The 25,789-nt window shown below is 52.7% G+C and carries 23 protein-coding genes; 8 read left to right on the top strand and 15 right to left on the bottom strand.

The window, feature by feature from the left end:
* Positions 1-163 precede the first annotated feature (163 nt).
* From H6F91_RS18745 to H6F91_RS18715, 7 genes are all read right to left on the bottom strand, one after another.
* Complete coding sequence (locus H6F91_RS18745; RefSeq protein ID WP_199307917.1) at positions 164-2,092, bottom strand: mechanosensitive ion channel family protein; 1,929 nt, start codon at positions 2,090-2,092, stop codon at positions 164-166.
* Positions 2,093-2,358: 266 nt separating this feature from the next.
* Entirely contained in the window at positions 2,359-2,958 is a 600-nt protein-coding gene (locus H6F91_RS18740; protein WP_190775351.1) for a hypothetical protein, read from the bottom strand.
* Between the two features lie 203 nt (positions 2,959-3,161).
* Positions 3,162-4,742 (bottom strand): glycosyltransferase family 39 protein, encoded by a 1,581-nt coding sequence (locus H6F91_RS18735; protein WP_190775350.1) that lies wholly within the window; start codon positions 4,740-4,742, stop codon positions 3,162-3,164.
* A 17-nt stretch (positions 4,743-4,759) separates the two neighbouring features.
* Positions 4,760-4,921, bottom strand: a complete 162-nt coding sequence (locus tag H6F91_RS18730) for a hypothetical protein (RefSeq protein ID WP_206754951.1) — start codon at positions 4,919-4,921, stop codon at positions 4,760-4,762.
* 332 nt (positions 4,922-5,253) lie between these two features.
* Entirely contained in the window at positions 5,254-6,822 is a 1,569-nt protein-coding gene (kaiC, locus tag H6F91_RS18725) for a circadian clock protein KaiC (protein WP_190775348.1), read from the bottom strand.
* A gap of 33 nt (positions 6,823-6,855) precedes the next feature.
* Positions 6,856-7,188, bottom strand: coding sequence for a circadian clock protein KaiB (kaiB, locus tag H6F91_RS18720; RefSeq protein ID WP_190775347.1), 333 nt, complete (start codon positions 7,186-7,188; stop codon positions 6,856-6,858).
* Between the two features lie 81 nt (positions 7,189-7,269).
* Complete coding sequence (locus H6F91_RS18715) at positions 7,270-8,160, bottom strand: circadian clock protein KaiA (protein ID WP_199307919.1); 891 nt, start codon at positions 8,158-8,160, stop codon at positions 7,270-7,272.
* Positions 8,161-8,648: 488 nt separating this feature from the next.
* Here H6F91_RS18715 and H6F91_RS18710 point away from each other — a divergent pair, with 488 nt between their 5' ends.
* Positions 8,649-11,411: an ATP-binding protein gene (locus tag H6F91_RS18710; protein ID WP_190775345.1), complete on the top strand. Its 2,763-nt coding sequence runs from the start codon at positions 8,649-8,651 to the stop codon at positions 11,409-11,411.
* Between the two features lie 98 nt (positions 11,412-11,509).
* Here the strand turns inward: H6F91_RS18710 and H6F91_RS18705 are convergent, their stop codons facing one another.
* Complete coding sequence (locus H6F91_RS18705) at positions 11,510-13,360, bottom strand: glycosyltransferase family 39 protein (RefSeq protein WP_190789427.1); 1,851 nt, start codon at positions 13,358-13,360, stop codon at positions 11,510-11,512.
* A gap of 29 nt (positions 13,361-13,389) precedes the next feature.
* On the opposite strand from H6F91_RS18705, the gene H6F91_RS28350 reads away from it, so the two are divergent.
* The 3 genes from H6F91_RS28350 (at position 13,390) to H6F91_RS18695 (ending at position 15,380) form a co-directional block, all read left to right on the top strand.
* Positions 13,390-13,515: a hypothetical protein gene (locus H6F91_RS28350; RefSeq protein WP_277874407.1), complete on the top strand. Its 126-nt coding sequence runs from the start codon at positions 13,390-13,392 to the stop codon at positions 13,513-13,515.
* Between the two features lie 183 nt (positions 13,516-13,698).
* Entirely contained in the window at positions 13,699-14,355 is a 657-nt protein-coding gene (locus tag H6F91_RS18700; RefSeq protein WP_190775343.1) for an HAS-barrel domain-containing protein, read from the top strand.
* Positions 14,356-14,963: 608 nt separating this feature from the next.
* Positions 14,964-15,380, top strand: coding sequence for a DUF4278 domain-containing protein (locus H6F91_RS18695; protein ID WP_190775342.1), 417 nt, complete (start codon positions 14,964-14,966; stop codon positions 15,378-15,380).
* A gap of 244 nt (positions 15,381-15,624) precedes the next feature.
* Here H6F91_RS18695 and lepB read toward each other — a convergent pair whose 3' ends face one another.
* Together lepB and map are read right to left on the bottom strand one after the other, a co-directional pair.
* Complete coding sequence (lepB, locus tag H6F91_RS18690) at positions 15,625-16,371, bottom strand: signal peptidase I (protein WP_190775341.1); 747 nt, start codon at positions 16,369-16,371, stop codon at positions 15,625-15,627.
* 178 nt (positions 16,372-16,549) lie between these two features.
* On the bottom strand, positions 16,550-17,368 hold the full coding sequence (gene map / locus H6F91_RS18685) for a type I methionyl aminopeptidase (RefSeq protein ID WP_190775340.1): 819 nt from the start codon (positions 17,366-17,368) through the stop codon (positions 16,550-16,552).
* Positions 17,369-17,484: 116 nt separating this feature from the next.
* On the opposite strand from map, the gene H6F91_RS18680 reads away from it, so the two are divergent.
* Both H6F91_RS18680 and cobO read left to right on the top strand, forming a co-directional pair.
* A complete protein-coding gene (locus H6F91_RS18680; RefSeq protein ID WP_190775356.1) occupies positions 17,485-17,682 on the top strand; it encodes a CopG family transcriptional regulator in 198 nt (65 codons plus the stop codon).
* A gap of 59 nt (positions 17,683-17,741) precedes the next feature.
* Positions 17,742-18,425 carry a cob(I)yrinic acid a,c-diamide adenosyltransferase gene (cobO, locus tag H6F91_RS18675; RefSeq protein WP_190775339.1) on the top strand — a complete coding sequence of 228 codons (684 nt, stop codon included), beginning with the start codon at positions 17,742-17,744 and terminating at the stop codon, positions 18,423-18,425.
* Between the two features lie 79 nt (positions 18,426-18,504).
* Here cobO and H6F91_RS18670 read toward each other — a convergent pair whose 3' ends face one another.
* The 5 genes from H6F91_RS18670 to H6F91_RS18650 all read right to left on the bottom strand — a co-directional run bounded on the left by H6F91_RS18670 (position 18,505) and on the right by H6F91_RS18650 (position 24,336).
* Entirely contained in the window at positions 18,505-19,767 is a 1,263-nt protein-coding gene (locus H6F91_RS18670; protein WP_190775338.1) for a SufS family cysteine desulfurase, read from the bottom strand.
* 31 nt (positions 19,768-19,798) lie between these two features.
* Positions 19,799-21,148 (bottom strand): Fe-S cluster assembly protein SufD, encoded by a 1,350-nt coding sequence (gene sufD, locus H6F91_RS18665; protein ID WP_190789426.1) that lies wholly within the window; start codon positions 21,146-21,148, stop codon positions 19,799-19,801.
* A gap of 56 nt (positions 21,149-21,204) precedes the next feature.
* Positions 21,205-21,987: a Fe-S cluster assembly ATPase SufC gene (gene sufC, locus H6F91_RS18660; protein WP_190775336.1), complete on the bottom strand. Its 783-nt coding sequence runs from the start codon at positions 21,985-21,987 to the stop codon at positions 21,205-21,207.
* A gap of 406 nt (positions 21,988-22,393) precedes the next feature.
* The gene (gene sufB / locus H6F91_RS18655) at positions 22,394-23,830 is read right to left on the bottom strand and encodes a Fe-S cluster assembly protein SufB (RefSeq protein WP_190775335.1); all 1,437 of its coding nucleotides are present in this window, start codon (positions 23,828-23,830) and stop codon (positions 22,394-22,396) included.
* A gap of 143 nt (positions 23,831-23,973) precedes the next feature.
* A complete protein-coding gene (locus H6F91_RS18650) occupies positions 23,974-24,336 on the bottom strand; it encodes a ferredoxin-thioredoxin reductase catalytic domain-containing protein (RefSeq protein WP_190775334.1) in 363 nt (120 codons plus the stop codon).
* A gap of 160 nt (positions 24,337-24,496) precedes the next feature.
* On the opposite strand from H6F91_RS18650, the gene sufR reads away from it, so the two are divergent.
* Together sufR and H6F91_RS18640 are read left to right on the top strand one after the other, a co-directional pair.
* A complete protein-coding gene (gene sufR / locus H6F91_RS18645; protein ID WP_190775333.1) occupies positions 24,497-25,153 on the top strand; it encodes an iron-sulfur cluster biosynthesis transcriptional regulator SufR in 657 nt (218 codons plus the stop codon).
* 116 nt (positions 25,154-25,269) lie between these two features.
* Positions 25,270-25,668: a hypothetical protein gene (locus H6F91_RS18640; protein ID WP_190775332.1), complete on the top strand. Its 399-nt coding sequence runs from the start codon at positions 25,270-25,272 to the stop codon at positions 25,666-25,668.
* Positions 25,669-25,789 lie beyond the last annotated feature (121 nt).

Here is a 25,789-nt window from a genome sequence, read left to right as displayed (position 1 = left end):
AGCTGCTTGGTCGCTGGGGCTAAGGGTCAAAACTGGAGGGCGGAGTCCAGGCATAATCTTAGGGAGCAGTGCAACCCTCTAATCATAGGCAAACTTAAGCCGCTGAGTACTAGGAATGTGAGACGCAGCCCTAAGTATCTCGTGCTCCACAAGCGCGAAAGGGTTATGACCCCTGCTCCGATAGTTTTGGAGGGGATTTAGGCGATTTCTGGGTCAGGTCAACGTGTTGTTCCTCGTCCTCCTGAATTAATCCAGAGACTTCACCCATGAGCAACTGTTGAGGGACGCCAATTTGAACCTGGTAAGCGTCAAAGGCGCGTTTCAGGCGAAGACGTAGCTCTCGGCCGACGGCCCATTGTTTGAGGGGCAGAGTGCGCATCCATAGACGAATGCGAATGCCGGTGTGGGAAAGGTTGTCAACGCCGAGGAGCTCTTCAGGGTTGAGGATGAGCGATCGCCATTCCTCATCCTCCGCCATGCGATGGGCTTCCTCTCGCACAATTGCTAGAGCCCTGTCCACATCAGTGTCATAGGCCACATCAATGACAAAATTACAACGGGCCCAGGTGCGGCTCATGTTTTCTACCTGGTTAATCAGGCTATTGGGGATCGTGACCAGGTTGCCGTTGTCGGTGCGGATCTGGGTTACTCGCAAGGTCAGGTTTTCGACAATACCTGTCACCGTACCTACAGTGATTTGGTCGCCAATGCCATAGTGGTCTTCCAGCAGAATCAGAAAGCCGTTAATCATGTCCTTCACTAAGCTTTGAGCTGTAAAGGATAGGGTCAAGGCGAGTAAGGCACCCAGAGCCAGTACAGAACCGGGCACCAGGCTGAGTCTCTGCAACACCCACAAGACGCCAAATGCATAGACCAGAAATGTTTTGAGGCCCTTAAATGCGGTGCTGATAGTCAAGATCCGCTGAAGCTCAGCTTGAGTTAGGCTTTCGTCTTGCCCCTCCTCCCACACATCGGTTAAGCGATCGATCGTGACATCTAACAGGCGGTTTAAGAGCCCTGTCATAAACCAGGCTCCCAAAATGAGAGCGGGGGTCGAGACCACACTCAGGGCCAACCCACGGGTTTGGGGAAAGGTGTAGAGGGTTGCGGCAACTCCGACGACCCATACAAACCCCACCAGCCACAGCATTAACCAGCGAAACAGGGAGACCAGTTGCAGGCGACGTTGCAGGCTGAGCTGTTGCTGGGGACGACCGAACCGTAATGGCCAGGGAACCTCAGTGCCATCGAGCCGGATTTCAGCCGTGTTACCGGTAGCCTGGTTGACTTGAAGGGCTTCCATCGCCTCTTTCCGCTTGCCCAACACCCGCCGTAGGAAGAGGAACAGAAGGCTGAGAACCAAAATGGCGATCGCCAAGGCCAACGCCCGTTTCATTTGAGCACGGAAGGCATCGGGTTGCCGATTCCGCAACGACTCATACAGGCGCTTCTGTAAGATGTCTTGCCAACGTTCAGCTAAGGTATTCCGAGGAATGCCCTGGTACTCCGCATCCGTGTTGGTCACCGTCACCAAAACTTTGGCCTCGGCCAAATAGTCATCATCAGCAAAGATGACGGGTAAGCCGTTTACTGTTTCATAGAACACCTTCAGGGATTCGGGGTCTAACACCGTGACATGGGTTTGAGAGGGCGATCGCTCCCCCTCTGGTGCTCTGGCCGTAAGCTGTCTCAGTGTGGTTTCAATCTGGCGAGCACGTTCCTCGACGGGTACTTGAGTGCCCGGATCAGCCCGGTTATACACCGTTGGGGCTGCGATGGTAAACAGGTCACGGCCGTCCAGCTCCAGGTCTGTGACTTCGATAAGCCCTTGCCGTACGACTCCCGTAGGCGGCTGATTATTGTCCGTTTGGATGGGTGGAAACTGTGCCAGGGCAACTGCTGGGATCGTAAGCACCAGGAGGAAAGTCGCGATCACCAGCCCCAAAAAGTGCCCTAAGGATTTGGGGAATCGGGGAATAAAGTCACGGAGGTCCCAAGCGCCCAGATGGGCAGCTTGCCGACAAGAACCCTTCCGACTCAAAGGCCGGAGTAACTGGGCTGCATGACGTAACCGTTGTCCGGAAAAAGCCATAAAACAAACAAAATGTCAGGGGAGGAGCGATCGCTTAGAGCATCCAGCGGTTCTCAACCGTAGCACACCATTTTATTGCGAGAGTCGCGTCAGTTGGGACATCAGGAGCTAGCTAACAGCAATTCTCAGTATGAGCTTCAAAGCTGAGAGTTCGTGCCCTTCGGGCACGAACTCTCAGCTTTGAAGCCCGAAAATAGCCCGCCGAAGGTGAGCTATTTTCGGGTTGGATTCCAAAATGAGAATTGCTGGCTAGCTAAGGGACAGGTTTAACGACGGTCTAAAATCTGCTTCAGAGCCAACCCGGTGACCAGGGCATAACCCAGCCAACTCGCTGCCCCCAGCACAAAACCCAGCACGTTACCCCGCAGCACTGGGCACCACCACAAACAGGTGGTGGCTCCGATTGCTCCTAACAGCGCACCACCCACGAAACTCGCGACAATCCATACCCAAATCCGGCCCCCCTGTTCTCGCAGTAACCAGGCCTGAGGAACCGCCAACAGAGCCAGAATGATCGCCATCCGCACAAGATTCAACCAAAACACCTCCCATAACAGCTCTGTTGCTGTAAGGGATTGGATCAGCCAATCACCGGGCTGTTGTAGCAGCGAAACCTCGAGAAGGTTGACTAGCGGCCAGGCTATTGCCGTCACAACGGCCCAACGCCAGGCCTGGCGCATGTAGGAGCGTAGTACAAACCCTTGAACAAAGCCGATGGGGATACCCGTGAGCACCAGTATCCCTAGAAATTGGACGTGGATCTCTAGGATGTTAGCGATCGCCCCTCCTACTGCATTTGCGACCAACCACCCCAGAAGTAGGGGCATCGCAGAACGCCGCCTCGGAACCTCATTACTCTGTGCCATAGGGAAATACCAACCCAGCAATGGCGCTATTCTGCCAAGCCCATCTTTGGGCAAGTGCTTCTGCAAGCTCACTTTTCGAATTGGCTTTGCTAAGTGAGGCAAGTCAGCTTTAAAGCCGAATAGGTACGGCTCTAGACATAAAGCTTGGCAGTTGTGAGAGGGGCACTTAATGCCCCTCTCACAACTGCCAATTGCAACACTATCTAACCGACATTTGGAGGGCAGGGACCCGGTTGTTGGCCGGGGGGCACCATGCACTGAATGGGTACTTGTTCTAACCCCTCAAAGGGTTGAATTTGCAAGCCGCCTTGAATGAGCGCGTTGCGAATTGGCTCTGGCATGCTGTAGAGAAAATAGTCGCTGTGGCCCATCGGGATCCCCGGTAAGACCTCAGGACGTGTGACAATCTCTAAACTGGTCTCAGGACGCAGGTCGTGGGCCAGAGAAAAGACCCACCAGTCACTGGAACTAACGACTAGAGGCTTCTGAGTCTGATTAATTTGATTGGCAACATAGGGAATATAGCCACCTTCCTTGTTCCACCAGGTAGAGGCCAGACTGCTCGTAGCACAGGAAAGTACCTGAAATGTGAGTAGCCCTGCCAGAGCAATCCGACCCAGCCGCTCGTTCAGCAGCAGTGTTAGGGCATAGGCCATTATCAGAATAAGGGCTATCCAGCAAGGCACAAAGTAACGGCTGGCAGTGGATTGTTGGCCTCCAGTTAGCAGGTCTGGCAGAATGATCGCCAGCGCTGGCACGACCAGCAACAGCACGACAAAGCGCCAGGCTAACTCTGGCCCACCATTACGAAAAAGGTATAAAGCGTAACCTACCCCGACTAACGTGAGTAGGACCAGCAGACCGTAGGGCATGAGCTGGTCGAGCCCAACGTCATCGTCAAAGTCTAAAAAGGTTCGAGTAACATGCAGAGCCCAGGCCAGAGGTAAGGCCAGAAATCGGTTCTCCAGCGGTTGCCGCTGCCAGGAGGCCAGCCGTAAGCCACTCTGCCAGTTGAGGGCGATCGCCGTAAGCCACGGTGCAAACAGCAGCACCGCTGTTCCAGCACTATAGATAAAGGATTTTAGGTGCCGTCGTTCTTGCCAGAGTACATAAAGCCCGTGGGCCAGAATGACCCAGACGGTATAGACGAAGGTGTAGAGCGACAGCGTCAGCATCAAACCATAGAGCATCCAACTGCGGAGCGTTTGGAGACGTAACGCTCGCAGCAAGGCCCAACTTGCCGCGACGGTCAGCAGCGTCCACAAACTGTACGGACGAGCTTCTTGGGCATAAATCACCTGGAAGGGCGAGACCGCCATCAGGCATACGGCAATATAAGCGGTGACACGGCTGGGGAACAACTCTCGGCAAAGCAGGGCCAGGAGAGGTAGGGTCGCGATGCTGGCGATCGCCCCGAAGCTCCGGATCACACTGACCGAATCGCCAAAAAGCTGCACCCACCAGCGGGTCAGCACAAAATATAGGGGCGGCAGCTGGGGTTCAAATTTGGCTAAACCCTGGACGGTACCAATGACACTGCGATCGCCCTGGGGAAATTGGTAGCGTTGTAGTTCTGCCACCGTGGTCACAGGGTTCTCCGTCCAGGCTTGCACGACTTCGGCTTCGGTGTATCCCGAAATCCGCATAGCCGTGAAGGCTTCATCTACCCAGAAAACCTTGCCATCCAGATTCACCAGTCGGAAGAACACCCCCAGCACCAGCATTGTAATCAGGATAATTCGCCAGATGGAGGGAAGGGGCTTAGAGGCAAGGGGTGTTTCCATGGAATAAAAGTAAACCGTTACGAATGCCAGGAAGGAGGCTGAACTTCGAGGTTATTGAACTCAAAGATTGTAGGGTGAACCGATGGTGCAGGGGCCTTTGTAAAGGCATAAAGTGCCGAAAAAGCCATGAGCGCTAGTAGCGCATTGACCAGTTTCTCGGTACGGGTCGTAACACTCACGGCGACCTCCATCATGGCAACGATTATCAGGAATTATCTACTTCTCATCATTCCCTGATTCCGAACCCAACCGCGTGATTAAGACCGCAGGAGGATGTGATCTTTATCACATTTTTATAAAGGTGCCCTGAGGGCGATCGCCCCTCACATCAACTTGTTCACCAAGCCCATGGATTTATGAAGATGGGCATGATATGAAACGCTAGGCTCATTTTATATACGGGCTTCAGAGTTATTCAACCGGAATCTGTATTTATGGTTAATTTGCTGCATCAATAAGAAGGATAGGCGTTCAACACCCACCCTTCTTCTAAAAAACTGATTTTCTACAGCTAGTCGTCGCTCAATTCACCCCGGCGTTCCTGTACCCCACGCATAATGCGGGCCAGCTCGTCCTTCTCGTCCACCGAAACCCGTGTGGGAGAACCGCTGATAATCCGCTCGAAGTTGCGGAAGGAGTCTTTGATCTCCGGTCCCTTCTCGGTAATGATGTATTCGCGGATACCTGTGTCGTGCCACGAACCCCGCATCTTAAAGACGTTGATTGCTCGAGACATTTCCCCACGAATCTCTACATATTGCAATAGCAAGATGGTGTCAGTGATGGTGGAAATGTGGGAGTCTGTGATGGAATGGGCCCCCATGAACTGCTCAGTGGTGTTGGTGAAGAAGCCGGTAATTTCTTCTTGCTTGGCGTAGCCTGTTACCCCAATCACAAACTGGCGGAAGGCGTTATTGCTCACTCCCCGAGCCAGAGCCGAGAGCGAGTCAATCGCAATGCGTGATGGTTTAAACTCGGCGATCTCAGACTTAATAATTTGGAGGTGATCCTCCAGACCCGCTGACTCAGGGTAAGCGCAGATAATTTTGAGCAATCCTTTCTGTTCCAGATCCTCAAAGTCAATGCCCCAGGAGTAGGCGTTACGAGCTAACTGGGCGCGTGATTCTTCATAGGCAAACAGCAGGGCGCGTTCACCAACGCGGCAACCATCTTGCAGGAACTTGCTCACCATTAGGGTTTTGCCCGTACCTGTGGCCCCGGTTGCCAGAATGATCGAGTCTTTAAAGAAACCACCCCCACACATGGCATCCAGGGTTTTGACACCTGAGGATACCCGTACGTTGGAGGAGCGCTGGGTCAGCCGCATAGCGCCCAGTGGGAAAATATTGATCCCGTCGTTGGTAATGGTGAAGGGATATTCCCCTTTCATGTGGGTCGTACCGCGTAGCTTGAGGATTTCCATCGTGCGACGACGACGTTCCCCCTCCAGCACGTTGCGAACAATGACCACATTGTCGGAGACAAATTCTTCGACCCCAAAACGGGCGATCGGGCCATATTCCTCAACGCGCTCGGTGGTCATGATGGTAGTTGCTCCCACCTGCTTCAGGCGAGCGACTAGGCGAAAAATTTCCCGCCGGACCACAGAAGCGGCATCATACTGCTGAAATACGGCTGTAACGGAGTCAATAGAGACTCGCTTAGCTTTGTACTTACGGATCGCGTACTGAATCCGCTCAATTAGCGCAGACAAATCAAAGCTGCCAATGACCTCCTGACCATCAGGATCTGGAGAGGCATCTAGGATGAATAATTTACCTTCATCCAACAGCTTTTGGAGATCCCAGCCAAAGCTGTAGGCATTTTTAATGATGTCAGCGGGGGATTCTTCAAAGGTGACGAATACACCGGGTTCGTTGAAATGGACAATGCCGTTATAAAGAAATTGAACGGCAAAAAGGGTCTTTCCGGTTCCTGAGGTGCCGCTTACAAGGGTAGTACGACCAATGGGTAAACCGCCATTGCTGATATCGTCAAACCCCTCGATCATGGTGCGGATTTTTTGAATCCCCTTAAAAGAGGCACCATTCAGTTGTCCGGGCTGCTCCAGGTCTGTCATGGATTGTTATTATCAGGTCTTTAAATTTGCAAACTATTGCACGTCTGGGGCATCGTCATGCAACTCATCATACAGAAGGTCTGGATCTAAAATGTCGAGACCAATCAAGACTTTCTCGCGATCCGAGAGATCTCCAATAATTTTGCGAACAGGCGGTGGCAGGACTTTTGCCAGGGTCGGTGTGGCCAGAATTCGATCTTCCTCGGCCAGTTGAGGGTTTTTGAGGACGTCTATCACTTTCAGGGCATATACCCCCTGGAATTCCTTTTCCAGGATGTGATTGAGCATCTTGAGTGCCCGCACCGAGTTGGGGGTGTTGCCCGCCACATAAAGTTTCAGGATGTAGGTCTTCTTAGCAGGACTCATGGTCGTGTGGGATTTGGGTTAGCGTTCGCAGGTGGTTAACGGGAAGACCCAAGGTAAACGGAATGCGGGAAAGGTAGCGGGTTAGGCTTCACGGGGGATGGAGCGACGATACATCTCGCACAGGTGAGCAATGACGTCAATCAGAGTTAATCGATAGTCTTGCAGAATGTCATCACTCCGCCCTTCGAGTTTAAGCTGTTTGGAAAATTCATCCATTAACTCTATGTGTATTTCAACAATCTGCGATACCGAGACATCCGAGAAAAACGCTAGGTTAACGAATATATCGATCGCCTGATTGATCCGATCGCCCTGCCCAGGCTTGCTAGAAAAGTACTCCAGAATAATCTTCCGGTAGTCTTCTCTCAGACGCTGAAGTAGTTCCTGCCGTTCGAGGGGTGTCATGTGCCGGAGAAAGTTGGCGGGATTGCGCTTGTAGTACACGCCCAGGTATCCCAACCGCTCTTTGAGCTTTTCAGCCAGCCGCTGTTGTTGTTGGGAAAGGGAGCTGATGATAGTAAGATTAGCAACCGCATCGGCTGGTGTGTCATGAACGGGCGGATCGTTTGTGGAAAGGCGCAAGAATTTGGCGATCGCCTCCTCCACATAGCGGTCAACATGCTGAACATCCGTCTTCGCAACCCGCAGAACGGCATTGTGGTACGGCTTATTTTCCAGGTTTAGCAGCGGGTCATGCTCCTTCTCACCCACACAGGGCGGAGCAGTCTCAAGGATAACGGTGGGAAGGAGGATGGTGAGCTGCTGAAGTTTTTTAAATAACAGGGGTAATTTGTCACTGGCCTCTATGTCACTGGCCTCTATCAGCAGGCAATCTAGCGATCGCTTTTCCTGCTCAATGTAACGAAGGAATTCGGAGGGTTGCGAAAAGTAGGTGAGATTGTAACGAGGTTTTGAGGATTTCGAAGCGCTCGATGGATTTAACCTGGAATCAGCGGTTGACTCCTGGAGCAAGGGCAGGAGGGTATCTGCTAGATCGTGAGAGGTAAGCAGGGCGCAGAGGACTAACAAATTCTGTAGGGCCGTGGATCAGGCGGGTAAACGGAAAAAACAGGCGTTTTAATCTAAAAATTAGAGCTATTCCTATTATTTTTCTGAGCTAAGACAAATACTTGTCCGTATTACGGTTCAGTTAAAATACTTTACATATATTGTAAAAGGAAACGCCGGATCTCGCTCTCCAGCAACGCCATAATTGAGCTAGGTTCTTCGGTGTCAACATCGTTTGTGTTCAAGATGGGTTAGGGAAGCCCATGATCGTCGATCTATCAGTTCCGGCCAACGCTTTTGTTGCCTAGTGCGCCGGATATCCAAGGTATAGCCACTGCTGTAACATCCCTTCCAAGGTTCGAGCAGGCTCAGTGCGCGGATGTAATCCGTCGCTAGATTGCAGGTCTATGCTTCCACTTCAATGAACGTTATGCAGGCGAACGGTGGACATCATGCTCAGTCTAACCGTCGAACATTTTAGTGAACAGGTGCCTCTGGTTGATGCCAATGCCAGTGCGGCAGAGGTGTTGCAGACGTTGGTGCGTAGCCGTGCCAACCTGGCTGTGGTGCAGGATCGTCAGCAGCAGCCGGTAGGGGTCTTAAGCCTGTCTGAATTGCTGTCCTGTGCGTTGCCTATCCACGTACAGCCGGGTGCGATTGAACCACCGACCATCTCCAAGTGTGTTTTAGAGCCGATTAAGCTGGTGCCAGACCACTGGTCTCTAGAGCGGATTTACCAAGCGACCGAAAATGCAGAGGCGTGCCACTGGCTTCTGATGGACAAATCGGGGGGGTGCCAGGGGGTGTTGGATCAAACCCGCTGGTGGGCCTTCTGGGCCAGACAACTGTTACCAGATGGGGAACCCCTTCCACCCCAGTTCCAGCCTTCCATTCCGGTGGCTTCCACAATCTCAACCGTTTCTCTACCGCTGTTAGAGCCGCTGCTAGAGCACGTGCCTCTACCGCTGATGCTGCTAACGGGCGATGGGCAGGTGCTGTCTCAAAATGGCATCTGGCGGTATCAACTGGCTCGGTTGCAGAACCCTGACGAGGTTTGGAAAAAGGTGGCGGCTTTCCTGATGGGAGAACCCCCGTTGATGGGGGCAAGTCTTGATGATGCAGATGCCCCTCCCGTGACAGAATCCGAGCTCACCGAGCCGGGTACTGATAGTAGCTGGGAGATGTTGCTGAAATATGCCAGTGGGCTGCACGCCGCTGGAACCTGCCAGAAAATTCCAAATTCCAGTGTATGTGTCTGTTTGTGCGGGATGGGTGAGTCCGTTGATGCCCACCGGGATGGCCAGGTGGAACGGGTCTGGCAATTTTGCGGTACATTTCTGGGCTACATGCCCCAGCCTGGAGATCCTGCGTTAAATCCTACGGAGATTACTCAGACGGCTCTGGGGGCCGAGCCTCCGACGCCGAATGCTATTCCAATCTGGCTGATTCTGGCCCAGGATGTGACGGAGCAGCACCAGGTCGCGAAGGAATTAGCCGCCAAAAATGCGGATCTCGTACAACTCAATCGTCTCAAGGACGAGTTTCTAGCCTGTATTAGCCACGAGCTACGGACTCCCCTGACAGCAGTACTGGGTCTATCGAATCTGCTGAAGGATCAAGTCATTGGAAGCTTGAATGAGCGGCAGGCCCGCTATGCCCGGCTGATTTATCAGAGTGGTCGTCATTTAATGACGATCGTGAATGACATTTTGGATTTAACCCGTATCGAGACAGGCCAACTGGAATTAACCATGGCTCCTCTAGCGGTCGAAGGGGTCTGTTTGCGGGCCTTGTCTCAGGCCCGGCAGGCTCATGGGGCTGATGGCTTGGACGAAGACTCTCCAGAGGCGAAGCTGCGGGCCCACCGCTCCACCTTCTCCTTAGAAATTCAGCCTGAAGTTAGTACCATCGTGGCGGATGAGTTGCGTTTGCGGCAAATGCTGACCAATTTGCTGTCCAATGCGCTGAAGTTTACGGATGACAATGGTCAGGTAGGATTACGAGTCGAGGAGTGGGATGGCTGGGTGGCCTTTACGGTTTGGGATACCGGCATTGGAATTCCTCAGGATCAACAAAGCTTGATTTTTCAGAAATTTCAACAACTGGAGCACCCCCTTACTCGGCAATTTGAGGGGACAGGGTTGGGGTTGGTGTTGACCCAGCGTTTGGCCTGGCTTCATGGAGGTGATGTGACGTTCACCTCGACTCAAGGCCAGGGCAGCCAGTTTACGTTGCTTCTGCCACCTGACCCATCGCTAAAGGGTGTAAAACCGCGTACTTTAGGGACAACCTGGGCTGGAGGTACGGGGCATCATCTTGTTCTCCTGGTGGAAGTGGTACCGCATTATCTGGATGATTTGAGTCAGCAACTGAGTCAGTTGGGATTTCGGTTGGCGATCGCCCGTTCTGGCACCGAAGCCCTTAAGAAAGCTCGCCAACTGCAACCCCTGATGATTTTCCTAAATCCACTCTTGCCGCAGCTTTCGGGGTGGGATGTGTTGACGCTTCTGCGTTCTCATAATGAAACCCATCAGATTCCAATTGTGATTACGTCCAGTCGCACCGAGCGAGGAAAGGCCTTTAGCCACGGAGCCAGCGGCTTTTTGACTGTGCCCGTGCAACCGGAAGGCTTGCGCCAGACTGTGGAAGGAGTGTTGGCGCAGGTCGGGTTAGAGCAGCCCAAAGATGCCGACAAAATGCTTCATCTAACGATTCTGCATCTGCGTCCGGCGATCGCCACTGTTCCCGATCTGCCTCTGGCGTTTGCGGCCCATGAGGGAATGACTCCGGCGGATGCTGAGGATGCTATGCCCCAACCGCATCCCTTACCGGTGCTGGCCGATCTGCTGCAACCCCACCCTTGCCGAGTGCTGGAGGTAGATGACCTGGATCAGGCAGACTTGCTGGCCCGCGTCTGGAAGCCCCATCTCGTATTACTGGACGGTGTTTTACCAAAGCCTCTCACTTATTTGCGGAATCTAAACCGACACGCCGCTCTGGCAGCTTTGCCTCTGATTACCCTCAGTCCAGAAAATACTCAGGCCGCCCATCAAATGCGCGAACTGTCCGTATTTCCGTGTCTAGAGCCTCTTAAAGAAAAAAGCCAAGCGCAGTCTTTAACGAAGAAGGGAAAGGGTGCCCGTTCCAGTCGTGTTAGCGATCGCCCCGATATCTCTTCTCTATTGACTGTCATCCGCAAGGCAACAGGGTCTTAGGGCGTGTTTTAAAGCTGGCTGAAAGGGTCCTTACTTTGTGTGCTTTGCGCACGAAACAAGGACCTTTAAAGCAGACCCTTGCCGTTTGAAAAGCTTGATTATTGGGATTGCTGTGCAGGTGCTTCACGGAGGCGAGCGCTACCGGGTTTGATGTATCGCCTTAGAGGAAACCAGACCCGCACAAGGCTGTACTTCCCAATCCGTTTCAGGTCACGGTACTCCTTCCGATACAAATCGGATTCAAGAATGCGATAGCGCAGCCCAAGGGCCAGGATGGAGAACCGTCGATTTTGCGGTTGGTTGAAGAAGAACTCGCTGGCTTTTTCGGAGTTGGGAATAAATTCTATATGCTGGCGGGTATAGAATACTAGGCTGGGTTTGGGGAAGCCGATCATAACGATGGGTTCGTTTTTGCGCTGTATTCGCAAAATCTCCTCCGCCATTTGTCGCACGGGTAGTTGCCGCTGAGCATCCATCACAAACAGGGCTGGGGTCAGCGTAAATAGAATAAATAGGATAAAGGTGGTGAGCTGTACGCCCCAGAGCCAACGGCTCTGGCGACGTAGTAGGAGCAGTAGGGAGGCGATCGCCGCTCCACCCCAAAACACTGTTCCTGTAATAGGTACCCCTGCATTCCACAGAGCTGCCGGGAAATCAGGTGTTGCCAAATCCGTTCCAACAAAGCGTGGACTGACTAGCATGACCGCTCCCATACCCAGCAGCAATACCAGGCTTATCCAATGGGTCAGCCGTAGGCTGTGGGCCAGCCTAGGCCGAGTCAGGGCATCGCTCCATAGCAGTGCTACCAGGATGGCAGCGGCAGGTAGCAGCGGCAGCACATAACTGGGGAGCTTGGTAACGGCAATGGTAAAGAAGCCGAAGATCACCCCGAACCAGGCCAGAGCAAACAGGCCTAAATGGGTATGGCGGGGCTGCGATCGCCATGCCTGAAGTTTCCAGAACCGCAGACGGGCCATCGCCACTGGCAAATATATGGAGTAGGGTGCAAACCCGGCCAGCACAATTAAAAAGTAGAAGAACCAGGGAGCCGAGTGACGATTAACAACTCGGGTGAACCGCTCGACATTGTGATACCCAAAGAAAGAATCAATATAGGCATCACCGTTGGCCTGGATCACCAGAATGAACCAGGGGAGGGCGATCGCCAGCAACAACAGCGTCCCCCAAATGGGCTTGGCCTCACGCCACACGGCCCGAAACTGCCCTACTGTAAACAGAAACACCAGCACAATCAAGCCTGGAATCACAATTCCCACAGGGCCTTTCGTTAACACCGCCAAGGCACACAGGACATAGAACCCCAAATACCCCCACCGTTTTGTGGCACGATTCGGAGAGGCATAGGCCCAGAAAAAGGAAAACAGCGCGGAGCCCATGCAGCCGCTCAGCAGCATATCGGAAACGCCTGTTCTAGCCCACACCAGGGTTTGCAGGTTTAACGCCATCATCCCCGCACCAATCCAGGCGGCCCACCAGCGGGGAGCATCGCCGGAGCTGTCAGTAACGGCTTCGCCTTCAGCGTCCTGGCCTACCAGGGGCGTAGGATAGCCAAACCGGCGTAATACAAAAAAGCCAAAGATGACCAGAGCCGAGGCTGAGAGAGCGGAGGGGAAGCGCACAGCCCACTCATTCACCCCAATGACCTGATAGGCGATCGCCATCAACCAGTAAACCAGAGGCGGCTTATCAAACCGAGTCGCCTCATTAAAGTAGGGTGTGATCCAATCCCCCGTGATGGTCATCTGGCGGGCTGCTTCGGCAAACAGGGGTTCGGTTTCGTCGATTAGCCCCACGCTGCCCAGGTTCCACCAAAAGGCCAGTAAACATAGCAATACTAGCCACAGGGCAGACATCACCCAGGCGAAGGCCGGGTCTTTTGTCCAGCGGCGGGTGAAGAACTGAACCGGAGGAAGGGAGTTGAGCGCCATGAGCGATCGCAGCTAGAGTGAGGAAGCGTTTGAATAATCGATCGGATGGCAGGATAGCCATCATCAATCAATCACTTTACCGGGAAACGGGCGATCGCCCCTTATCCCTCTGTGACACCCATTCGATCTGCCCGATCGCTAACCTTTTAGGGTAATTGAAGGATGAACGCTGGGTCATACACGGCATAGCCCTCACCGTTCATCCTTCAATCAATGTGGCTGATAAAAATGCGTCATAAATTGGAATTCAGCCTAAACTGAACAGATAATGCAGGTGTTCTAGTTAGAGCCTCTGCTGAAAGCTTTGTCATTTGTCCGTCCTGCGTTGCGACACAGCTATGCGGCTATCCCTTCCATCGTCTACGCCTCAAACCCGCCCTGCTGATCAACTGGGTGAGGTGATCGAAACGGCCACCACCGAATTTTTGGCCCAATGCCTGGAACCCGAAGAGTTGAACTTTGCAGCGATGCCGCCCTTTGGAAGTTGGGTCAAATCCTTGGATGAGGAATCGGGCAACCAGATTTATGCTGTGGTTTACCATGTCACCACTAGCCCTATCGACTCTGTACACCGGGCCCGCGCGTTGGGCCTGTCTTTGCAGGATTTACGCGAGCAACAACCTCAGATCTTTGCCATGCATAAGACCGAGTTTCGCGCCGCTATTGTAGGCTTTCACCCGGATTCTTCTTCGCCCCACAACAACCGAATATTTCAGCACATCCCACCCCGCCCACCTCAAATTCATCAGGCGGTTTATCGCTGTAGCCCCGATGAGGTGATCGAGTTCAGTGAGCAGTTGGAGTTTTTGCGAACCCTGCTTCTAGTAACCCAAGCTCCAGTAGACGCCCTGATTGCGGCAGCGATTCGGGAAATCTATCAACTGCGGCAGGGCGATCGCTCCTGGCTGGTGCAGGCTGGTCGGATGCTGAGCCTAATTCTTAAGGATGATTATGATAGGCTCCAGGTCGTGCTGAGCCAGATCTATCTTTCATAAATCCGGGGCTTTGTCTGTCTTCTAGATATAGAGATATTCATCCTATTTGGGATGATAAAACCACTATATACAGCACTTTTCAAGTCTATGAGGTACAAGTTATTTTTGTGAGAGCCTCGCGGAGCGAGGCTCTCACAAAAATAGCTGCATTTTATTCAAGCGCAAAGCGCTGTAGGTTTAACCCGGATGCCTTGATGACCGTTCTTGTGAAGGTGTCACTTTCGCTGCCATAAAACTTGATAGGGGTATTAAGAAAACTCGATATTAACGGACTTCTATCAGAAAATATGCCATCTTATTGGATCCGTAGGCTTAAGGCTGAGGGCGGTAGCTAAAAACGTCCTTCTGGTTTGTAGATGCCGATCTACTCGTTTTCTGAGAAGACTATAAAGTTCTCTATCCAAAAATTTTCTCTAATTTAAGTTTTCTTGTTTTTCAAGATACTTGCCTAAATCGTAAAATAGAATACAGAATATAGATATGAGCATTCCCTAGCTAACTGGTTGAGCCCGGTTGTCTAGTTCAGGGATCGCCTCCTTAGAAGTTCCGGTGTGTTCCCGCTTCCAGGATCGATAGCCCATTCACTTAATACAGGGATTTTGAAGATCATGAGGCTGAAATACCGGGGCCAAAGTTATGAATACGAGCCTGTTGACGCTACTGTCGAGGAGTCTGAAATGTCCGGGTCAAACCGTTGGCAATCATTTCAATTTTCTTATCCCCGGCATATTCCGGTACCGCAAGTTCCCCGCAATTTAACCTATCGTGGGGTTCACTATCAGACCGACGAAGTGGGAGAGCAAGCCCTAGGCTCCTTTCGCCGTTATCCTGCTGCACCTGTGTCACCCGATGCTCGCACCAGCCTTAAAACCCGTTGCGCCCTGATGCGTGAGGTTGAGCAGATGCACCTGGAAAATATTCAAAAGCGTCTGCAACATCGCATTGAAGTGGCCCAAGCGCGGGGCGATCAAGCCCTTGTTGCTGCCCTGGAAGATGAAATGAGCCAGATGGTCTGCCATATCTAGCATTGAGGCTTGAGTTGGTTCCAGAAGACGGAGCGTAACGCTCAGGCCGGGGGACACACGGGGAGGTGTCCCCCTTTTCTTGGGTTATGGCTTTAAACTTCATACTGAAAAGCCGCGCTTTGCGCGGCTTTTCAGTATGAACAGGACTTACGCATTTGTGTTGGTTGAGTTTGCCATTAAAACAAAGCGGCTGACCTCGTCAGCCGCTTGTTGTGTGAAAGTCGTATTGCGATCGCTATCTCACCTAATTGGCCGGTTCCGCAGCAGGATTATTGGCCGGTTCTGCTGGTGCTTCTCCAGGATGCTCGACATAAACAGGGGTAGGGCCAATCGTGCCTGCCCGTGGAAGAGGCCAGAAGCGTAGAACCGCGCGTCCAATAATATTCTTCTTGGGAACGTAGCCCCAGAAGTGACTGTCGTAGCTATTGTTGCGATTGTCGCCTAGAACCAGGTAAGAGCCTTCAGGAACGGTCTCAGGCCCCCATTCATAAGTCGGGGCATATTCCTTGGGAATATAGTTCTCTTCCAGGGGTTCGTTATTAACATAGACAGTGCCGTTGGACACCTGCACCGTATCGCCTGGAAGCCCAATCACACGCTTGATCAAAGCATCTTTAAGACTGGGGTTGTCTTCCCGCAATTTGTCGGTTGGGGAGAAGACGATGATGTCGCCCCTGTCAGGGTTGGTGAAGTGATACGACATTTTTTCAACGATCAGGCGATCGTTGACTTCCAGTGTCGGCAGCATCGACTCCGAGGGGATGTAACGAGCCTCGGCGATCGCTGTACGAATCCCTAAGGCCAAAACAACGCTAATACCAATGGTTTTCAGCGCTTCGACCCACGGATTTTCCTCATGCGTGGCAGCCACTGGCACATTCACAGGGGCACCCTGGGGTGTTGGGTCCGTAGGGTGACCATTCGAACGAGCAACCGATTCTGGCACGTTCTTGGAGTTCGTCTGGGAGGTAGGATCGGGTTGGTTGGACATGAGCGACCGCAATCAATACGGGATCAACTTATCTAAACACTATAGTGTTCAACTTTAACAATCGGCGTCAACGTTGTATCAACGGGTTAGGTGGCACAGCGCGATCGCCTTCTCTTAATCATATTCAGGGGCCGTTAGAATGGCTCAGCGTAATTTGCGAATTTGGTAAGCACAAATCTTACAGCGTCAAAATCTCCACACCATCGTTTGTGACAGCCACCGTGTGTTCAAACTGAGCCGAGAGTTTGCGATCGCCTGTCACAATTGTCCACTGATCCTTTAAAACCTTGATACTGCGAGTGCCCTCATTCAACATCGGCTCAATGGTAAACACCATGCCGGGCCGCAGCTTCATCCCAGTACCCCGTTTCCCGTAGTGAGGAATCTGCGGTTCCGTATGAAACTGCCGCCCCACGCCATGCCCCACTAATTCCCGCACGACAGAAAAGCCTTCTGCTTCGGCGTGTTCCTGAATGGCTGCGCCGATGTCTCCAATACGAGCTCCCGGTTTCACTTCAGCAATGCCTCGATACAGGCATTCTTGAGTGACAGAAACAAGTTTTTGGGCGATCGCCGAAGGTGTACCCACACAAAACATGCGGGAAGTGTCGCCGTGAAAGCCATCCAGAATTGGCGTCACATCAATATTGAGAATGTCTCCATCTTTCAAAATCTGCTTGGGGTTGGGAATGCCGTGGCACACGACCTCATTCACGCTAGTACAGAGGGCACCTGGAAACGGTGGATGTCCGGGAGGTGCATAACCTATGGTTGCACTGATAGCTCCGTGATCCTTCATCCAACGCTCAGCTTCATCATTCAAACTTTGGGTGCTAACTCCAGGCTGCACTAAAGGTTCCAGGTAGTCGAGTAACTGCGCTGCCAGTTTCCCCACCTGCCGCATCTTCTCCAGTTCACGAGATGACATCAGCACTAAGCCGGAAGGGACAGGAGATGGGCGATCGCCCTGGATAGTGACAGGATTTGACTGAATCATTGCATTACAGGGTTGAGTTGCTGTGCCATGCTAGCACAGCATGGTCTAGCATGGCACATCCCAGTGATTACTTGTATGCTAGACACAGTGAAGAAATCTGTGAAAGTAGCATCATCATGGGCGGAAAAACAGATTTGGAGCGGGTTGTAGCCTACGTTCCTGCCGAGTGGAAGGAAGAACTGGAGGCATGGGCCGAAGCAGAGGAGCGATCGGTTTCCTGGTTGGTATCGAAGCTGATTGATCGCGCTTTGCAAGAACGGCGTCCGATAACCCAGACCGTTCAACAAGCCTCAGAGGTTGCGAGTGTCCCGTGAGGAAAACTTCCCAGAGTTCTTGATACTCTGGTAGGAGTCAATGATTGGAGACTCAGGCTATGACTGCATCTGTTCCCGGTGCTGATGACGAAGCTGTACGGTTGAATGAGGAGGCGATCGCCCTCACCGACGAGCAGTACAAGCGCAAGATGGCTCGCCGCAAGGAAGTACAGCAGCAGCGTTTAGCAGAACGCACTCTGGAGAAGGGGTTGATCGTCGTCAACACCGGCAACGGCAAGGGCAAAACCACTGCTGCTCTGGGAATGGTGTTGCGCTCTCTCGGTCATGGTTATCGAGTGGCGATCGTGCAGTTCATCAAAGGAGCCTGGGAACCTGCGGAGAAGACGGTTCTGGCTCCCTGGACGGAGAGCCGAGATGGACAGTCTGCCCAGCTGGAGTTTTACGCCATGGGTGAAGGCTTCACCTGGGAAACTCAGGATCGGGAGCGGGATATTCAGAAGGCAGAGGAGGCGTGGGAGCGGGCGATCGCTCTTATCCGTAACCCCGATTACCGCCTAATCCTGCTGGATGAAATCAACATTGCCCTGAAAATGGGCTACCTCAGCGTTGATGCCGTTTTGGCAGGCTTGGCCGAGAAGCCCGAGATGACCCACGTAATCCTGACCGGACGAGGAGCCCCTGCTGCTTTAATTGAGCAAGCGGATCTGGTGACCGAAATGACGCTCGTAAAGCATCCTTTCAGAGAGCAAGGCGTGAAAGCTCAGCCAGGGATTGAGTTTTAGGTTAGGCGATTGTTACTTACTCAAGAAGAAAAGCCCCCTGTGTTTGAGAACATAGGGGGCTTTTCTCCATATTCAGAGCTTATCCAAAGATGCTGCCGAAGAACTCGATCGCCTCTTTCAGTGCCTTGATAAACACGTCAACCTCTTCCTTTGTGTTGTAGAAGTAGAGGCTGGCCCGTGCGGTGGATTGGGCCTTGATGTAACGGTGCAGGGGTTGGGTGCAGTGATGCCCTGCCCGAATCGCAATCCCCGCCTGATCGAGGATGGTGGAAAGGTCGTGGGGATGCACGGCACCTGTGGTGAATGAGGCCAGAGCAGCCCGATTGCTGGCATCCTCATTGGGTTGAGGACCGTAGATGGTGACTTCGGGAAGCTGGTTCAGTTGCTCAAACAGGTACAGAGTGAGTTCCTGCTCGTAAGCGTGGATTTTGTCTATGCCGATGTTGGTGAGGTAATCAACGGCTGCACCGAGGGCGATCGCCTCTCCAATGGCTGGAGTTCCCGCCTCAAATTTGTGAGGCAGATCCGCATAGGTAGAGTGATCGAGGAACACGTCCGCAATCATCTCACCGCCACCCAGGAACGGTGGCATAGCCCGCAGCAAATCTCGCTTGCCGTAGAGGAAGCCAATGCCCGTGGTCGCACACATCTTGTGACCTGAGCCCACCAGCCAATCGCAATCCATATCCTGCACATCTACGGGCATGTGGGGAAGGCTCTGGCAGGCATCGATGAGTACCTTAGCGCCAACCCCGTGAGCCAGGGCCGTAATTTCTTTCGCCGGGTTGATACAACCCAGAGTGTTGGATACATGCACCACCGATACCAGCTTGGTCTTGTCCGATAGCAGCGACTTGTACTGCTCCAGATCAAACTCCTGGGTGTCGGTCAACTCGACAAACTTGAGCACTGCTCCCGTCTTCTGCGCCACAAACTGCCAGGGAATCAGGTTGCTGTGGTGCTCCATAACCGTCAGGATGATTTCATCCCCGGCTTGCAGTGTCGTCATGCCCCAAGAGTAAGCCACCAGGTTAATGGCTTCGCTGGCATTGCGGGTGTAGATGATCTCTTCCCGATAGTTGGCGTTGACGAAAGCGGCAACTTTATCTCGGGCTCCCTCATAAGCTTCGGTCGCGCGGGAACTCAGAGTATGAACACCCCGATGGACGTTGGCGTTGTCGTACTCATAGTAAGAGCGCACCGCATCCAGCACTGCCTTGGGCTTTTGTGAGGTGGCAGCGTTATCCAGGTAAACCAGCGGCTTGCCATGGATTTCCTGATGCAGAATCGGGAAGTCTTGGCGAACCAGAGATGCCAGGGTACGAGCTTGAGCGAGTGTCATGGTAGGGATGGGTGATGAGAGGGTGGAGGGATTAGCGGGCGATTCCCTTAGGAGCGGTAGAGCCGAGCGCCAACTGCCGCAGCAATCGCTGCTTCAGCGACTCCGATGGAACCGTATCGAGGATTTCGTAAGCAAAGGCGTAGATCAACAGGTTCCGGGCGCTGGCCGCATCAATACCGCGACTTTGCAGGTAAAACACCTCATTGGAATCCAGCTGACCCACTGTTGCGCCGTGGGTGCACTTCACGTTGTCGGCCACGATTTCGAGCTGTGGCTTCGTATCGACGCGGGCTTTCGAAGATAGCAGCAGGTTTCGGTTCAGCTGCCCCGCATCCGTCATCTGCGCCTTCTGGGACACAAATACCTTTCCATTGAAAATAGCATGGGCGCGGTCATCCACAATGGTTTTGTGGAGCTGGCGGGTGTGGGCGTGGGGTTGAGTGAGGGCGATCGCACTATGGGTATCTCCCACCTGTTCACCCCGAATGAAGGTCAGTCCATTCAGAATCGTCTCGGTCTGCTCTCCCGTCTGATAGATCTCCAAGTGGTGCCGGGAAAGCAGGCTACCAAAATCAATAGATTGATTTACATAGCGAGAGGTACGAGCCTGAGACACAGCGGTTTTGCCCACGTGATAGGCCGTGGTAGCCTGCCCCTGAACCCGAGTGTGGTTCACCTGAGCATTCTCGTCGAGGTAAATTTCTAGAACACTGTTGGTCAAGGAAGCACTGGTTCCTAAGGTGATGTGCTCTTCAATCAGCGTTACGGCGCTGTTTGGCTCGGCTACGACTAGACCACGAGGCTGGGCAATTACCGGCTGTTCCCCAATGGTCACAAACAACAGGTGAATAGGAGTCTCGACCACCTGATTTTTGGGAACGTAAACCACGGCTGCATCACTCAGTCCAGCGGTGTTCAGGGCGGTGAAGACTTCCTCAGTGCCGGGTTGTTGGCCCAGGCGGGAAAAGATCCGCTCCTGAATGGCATCGGGAACAGAGGTCAGGTTGCCAACGAAAACGCCAGGGGAAAGCTCAGAAATGGCAGACAATGCGGGAAAAAACTGCCCATTCACAAAGACTAGACGATTTGCAGCGTCGGACAGGTGGTAGTCGTCTAGCGAATCAATCTGGATGCTACTGATTGATCCTAGCGTGATCTCCAGGAGGGAAGAAAGGTCGGTGAACCGCCATTCTTCGTCGCGGGTAGTGGGGAAAGCCCGCTCTTTGACGAGGGTAGCCGCACGTTCCCGCAACTCACCCAAGCCTTCCACAAGGGGTTGATTGGCTTGAGATAGCTCTAGCAACCGGCCCAAATAGGCTTCCCGCTTCTCCGCTGATCTGAAGCGTCCCCCATCGATTTCTGGTGATACTTGAATCGTCATCACGGCTTCCTTTCCCTCTGATTCCTACCTGCGTCTCCCGTGGTTGTGCGATCGCCCTAAACTGCTGCTGCGGTATCCGCCGTCAGCCAGTCATACCCGCGCTCTTCCAACTCCAGCGCCAATTCCTTGCCGCCCGTGCGGATAATGCGACCGTTGGCCATCACATGCACATAATCCGGCACGATGTAATTCAGCAAACGCTGATAGTGGGTGATCACCAACAAAGCGTTGTTCTCGTTGGATAAGGTGTTTACGCCTTCAGCAACGATTTTCAGTGCGTCAATGTCCAGACCAGAATCCGTCTCGTCCAGAATTGCCAAGCGTGGCTCCAGCAGAGCCATTTGCAAAATCTCGTTGCGTTTCTTCTCACCACCAGAAAAACCTTCGTTAACGCTACGGTTCAAGAAAGAGGGATCCATTTTCACGACGCCCAACTTCTCGCGTACCAGTTCGTCAAAGTCAAAGGCATCCAGTTCTTCTTCTCCGGCTTGCTTGCGCTTAGCGTTGTAGGCGACACGCAAGAAGTCAAGGTTGCTGACACCGGGGATTTCTAGAGGGTACTGGAAGGCGAGGAAGATGCCCTGGCGCGATCGCTCTTCCGCTTCCAACTCAAACAGGTCTTCGCCCAGATAGCTGACAGAACCCCCAGTTACTTCATAATCCGGATGCCCTGCCAGTACTTTTGACAGCGTGCTCTTACCGGAGCCGTTCAGGCCCATAATGGCGTGGATTTCTCCAGCCCGTACTTCCAGATTGACGCCTTTGAGAATGGAATTACCATCCACCTCCGCAGTCAAATCCTTAACGGAAAGAATTACATCACTGTTCTCGCGAATCACGGTTAGAGTCCTCTGGCAAATACTTGGAGTAACATCAATTCATCAACAGAAACGGCGAACAGCCTAAGGTATTTCTGCAATTTTTTTAAGAATTTGAAGAACTTGATATAGCTCATTCCCCAAATTTCACGTGGCAAATTCACAGGAAATTGCATACTGTTGAGTACGATCTTTGACGATCTTGACGAACATAACTGTAATGCTCGTCATTACCATATCGGAGCAAGGACAATTGAGATGTGAGTTTGCCAACATTCAGGCAACAATAATTTCCGGTGTCGGGAAAAGCAGAGAGTGCAGACACTTGCCTGGGGGAGGAATCTAGGTCTGCGGCAGGCTGTAAACCAAACAGCTGCCGCAGATCCCGTAACGTCACATGACTAACCAGGAGCGTCTGCATCTGAAGTTACCCAACGCTGCCTTCTAGCTTTAGCGCCAGGAGGCGATCGGCTTCTACCGCAAACTCCATCGGCAACTGGCTGAACACGTCCTTACAGAAGCCGCTGATCATCATCGAGATCGCATCTTCCATAGCAATGCCGCGCTGTTGGAAGTAGAACAACTGGTCTTCCCCGATCTTGGAAGTTGATGCTTCGTGCTCAACCCGACCGCTGCTGTTCTGCACCTGAATGTAAGGGAAGGTGTTGGCTCCTGCGGTATCCCCAATCAGCATGGAGTCGCACTGGGAGTAGTTGCGAGCATTGTCGGCCTGAGGACCGATTTTGACCAGACCGCGATAGCTATTCTTCGAACGGCCAGCCGAGATCCCCTTGGAGATAATGGTGCTGCGGGTATTCTTGCCGATGTGCACCATCTTGGTGCCCGTGTCGGCCTGCTGCATATTGTTGGTCAATGCTACCGAGTAGAACTCACCCACGGAGTTGTCGCCTACCAGTACACAGCTGGGATACTTCCAGGTGATAGCGGAACCCGTCTCTACCTGCGTCCAGGAGATTTTGGAGTTGACCCCCTTGCACAGACCTCGCTTGGTGACGAAGTTGTAGATACCGCCTTTGCCGTTCTCGTCTCCGGCGTACCAGTTCTGAACGGTGGAGTATTTGATTTCGGCGTTGTCGAGGGCGACCAGTTCCACTACAGCGGCATGGAGCTGATTGGTGTCGAACATAGGGGCGGTGCAGCCTTCCAGGTAGGTGACGGAGCTGCCTTCTTCGGCCACAATCAGCGTGCGCTCAAACTGTCCCGACTCGCCGTTGTTGATGCGGAAGTAGGTGGACAGGTCCATTGGGCACTTGGTGTTTTTGGGAATGTAGACGAAGGAACCGTCTGTAAACACCGCTGAGTTGAGGGCTGCGAAGTAGTTGTCGGCTACAGGTACGACGCTGCCCAGGTACTTCTGAACCAGGTCAGGATACTCCTGCAACGCCTCGGAGATGGAGCAGAAAATAACGCCTTGCTCCGCCAGCTTTTCGCGGAAGGTGGTGGCGACGGAGACGCTGTCAAAGATAGCGTCTACGGCCACGTTGGATAGCCGCTTTTGCTCGGAGAGGGGAATGCCCAGCTTCTCAAAGGTTTCGAGCAGGGTGGGGTCGACTTCCTCCAGGCTGTTCAGCTTCTCCTTCTTCTTAGGAGCGGAGTAGTAGATGATTTTCTGGTAGTCGATTTTTGGGTAGCCCACTTCTGCCCAGTTTGGCTCGGCCATCTTCAACCATTGGCGGTAGGCTTTAAGCCGGAACTCCAGCATAAATTCGGGTTCGTTTTTCTTGGCCGAAATCAGCCGAATGACATCCTCACTGAGGCCAGCAGGAATGACATCGGACTCGATGTCAGTAACGAAGCCGTACTTGTAGGGTTGATTGACGAGGGTTTTGACTGATGCCGTCATGGATTCTCTCTCAACAGATTAGGCACGTAATGGATGGAAAAGTGTTCCAGTTCCGTCGGGCTACCCCAGATGCGACCTAGAAAATGTCTCTCGCTGAAAGTGTTATTTTCGCGCTTCACGCAAAATAACTTGTAAGACAGACCCTAGTACTGGGCGGTAATGGTGCGAATTTCGTCGAAGGTGATTTCTTGCTTGTCGCCCGCGAAGTCGTTGTCCTCGGTGAGGAACAGCATGCAGTGGCACTCTTTGCGCTCACGCATAGGAACGCAGGGGCAGTTCCAGTAAGCAGCGGCGGCCTCGGCCTCTTTGTCTTCGTAGTGGCGACAGGGGCAGAGGGGTGCGCCCAATTCATCCTTATGCTTGGCCAGCCCTTCGATCACAACGGCGGTAACGCCCGGATCGACGCAGAAGAAGGTGCCTGTCCGCTTGGCATACTGCTCAGAGAAATGCCGCATAGCTTCGAGGCTTTTATCGGTAGCTTGGGTGGTGTTCGTTTCGGTGCTCATTGGGGATCGGGCGACAGAACCGTCAATAACTTCTATAATTAAAACAACTTGCTCGTTGCTTAACTCAATTGTAGGCTAATTTAGCAACAAAACAGTTGTCAAAGTATTTTTTTGGCTGATTGTTTTTGCCGCCTTTCCTGGACAGGTCTCTGGTAAGACGATGACAGCGACGCAACACCCTTCCACAAAGCAAGACATTCTTCACTACTTGGCCAAGCAGGGCCAGGCCAGTTCTCAAGAGCTTGCTGAGCATTTTGACATTAGCCCTCAAGCCGTACGTCGTCATCTGAAAGACCTGACCGAGGAGGAGTTGGTGGAGCACCATGCGGTTCAGGTTGGCATGGGGCGGCCCAACTATGTGTATCAGCTGAGTAAGAAGGGGCGCGATCGCCTCCCTGACCAATACGACAACTTTGCTCTGTCTTTACTGGATACTCTTGCCGAGACGGTCGGTAAGGACCAGATGAAGGATATCCTCCGTAAGCAGTGGGAGCGTAAGGCTCAGGAATATCAGCAACTCGTGGGTACAGGCTCTTTACAGGAGCGGGTAGCGAAGCTGGTAGATCTGCGGCGAGCTGAGGGGTATATGGCGGAGTGGCATCGAGTTGAGCCAGAGAATCTAGAGAATCTGCCAGCTCCAGCTTTTATCGTGACGGAATACAACTGCGCAATTTCCCAAATTGCGGAGTCGTTTCCCAGCGTTTGCGGTCATGAGCTGGAGATGTTTCAGATTGCGCTGCAGGGGTGTAAGGTTGAGCGGACTCACTGGTTGGCAAATGGTGAGCATCGTTGTGGATATTTGATTCAAGAAAAATAGAAAAAATTCTGTGGGAGGGAGGTGGATTATATCTACCTCCCTCCCACAGAATTATGGGTTTAATCTGAAGCGCTACACTGATCTCGTCTGGAACGTTATTTTGTGGGGAACGAAGTATGGATGCTCAACCAGCGGCTCCAGAGTTTTTGACGACTGAGGAGTGTTTGGAGATTGACCAGTCGTTGTTGCCGTCGCGCGATCGCTTTTCGGCTCGGGTGGCGGTGTATGCGTTGCGGTCCCTAAAGCAGGTGGCGCAGGAGGAGGGGATGGCGATCGCGGATCTCAATGCTCAGCAGATTGGGGCTTGGATTAGCCGAGATCCTAATTTAGACCCGGAGAAGGGGTTTGATAGCAATTTCAAGGGGTTCTTTTTGCAATTGGTGATGGCGTCGTTGCGGCCTTTGCGGTTGATGGCGCAGGAGTTTAATACGGATATTGAGTCGTTGACGATTCAGCAGGTGTTGGCTTGGTTTGAGAAGGAAGCGAAGAGCCGAATTGAGGCGGGTGAGTCTTAGGCGATCGCAAACGAGCGTTTTGGGCGTGGTTTGCACGACCAAAACGCTCTAAAGCCTAAGGAAAGGAGCGTAATGCGCCTCTTTCCTTGGGCTTTGGAGTACCTTTGATGCGGAAGCTTGA

Source organism: Leptolyngbya sp. FACHB-8 (genome assembly GCF_014695575.1).
In the GTDB taxonomy this organism is placed as follows: domain Bacteria; phylum Cyanobacteriota; class Cyanobacteriia; order Elainellales; family Elainellaceae; genus Vacuolonema.
This window is presented reverse-complemented; position numbering and strand designations above follow the sequence as displayed.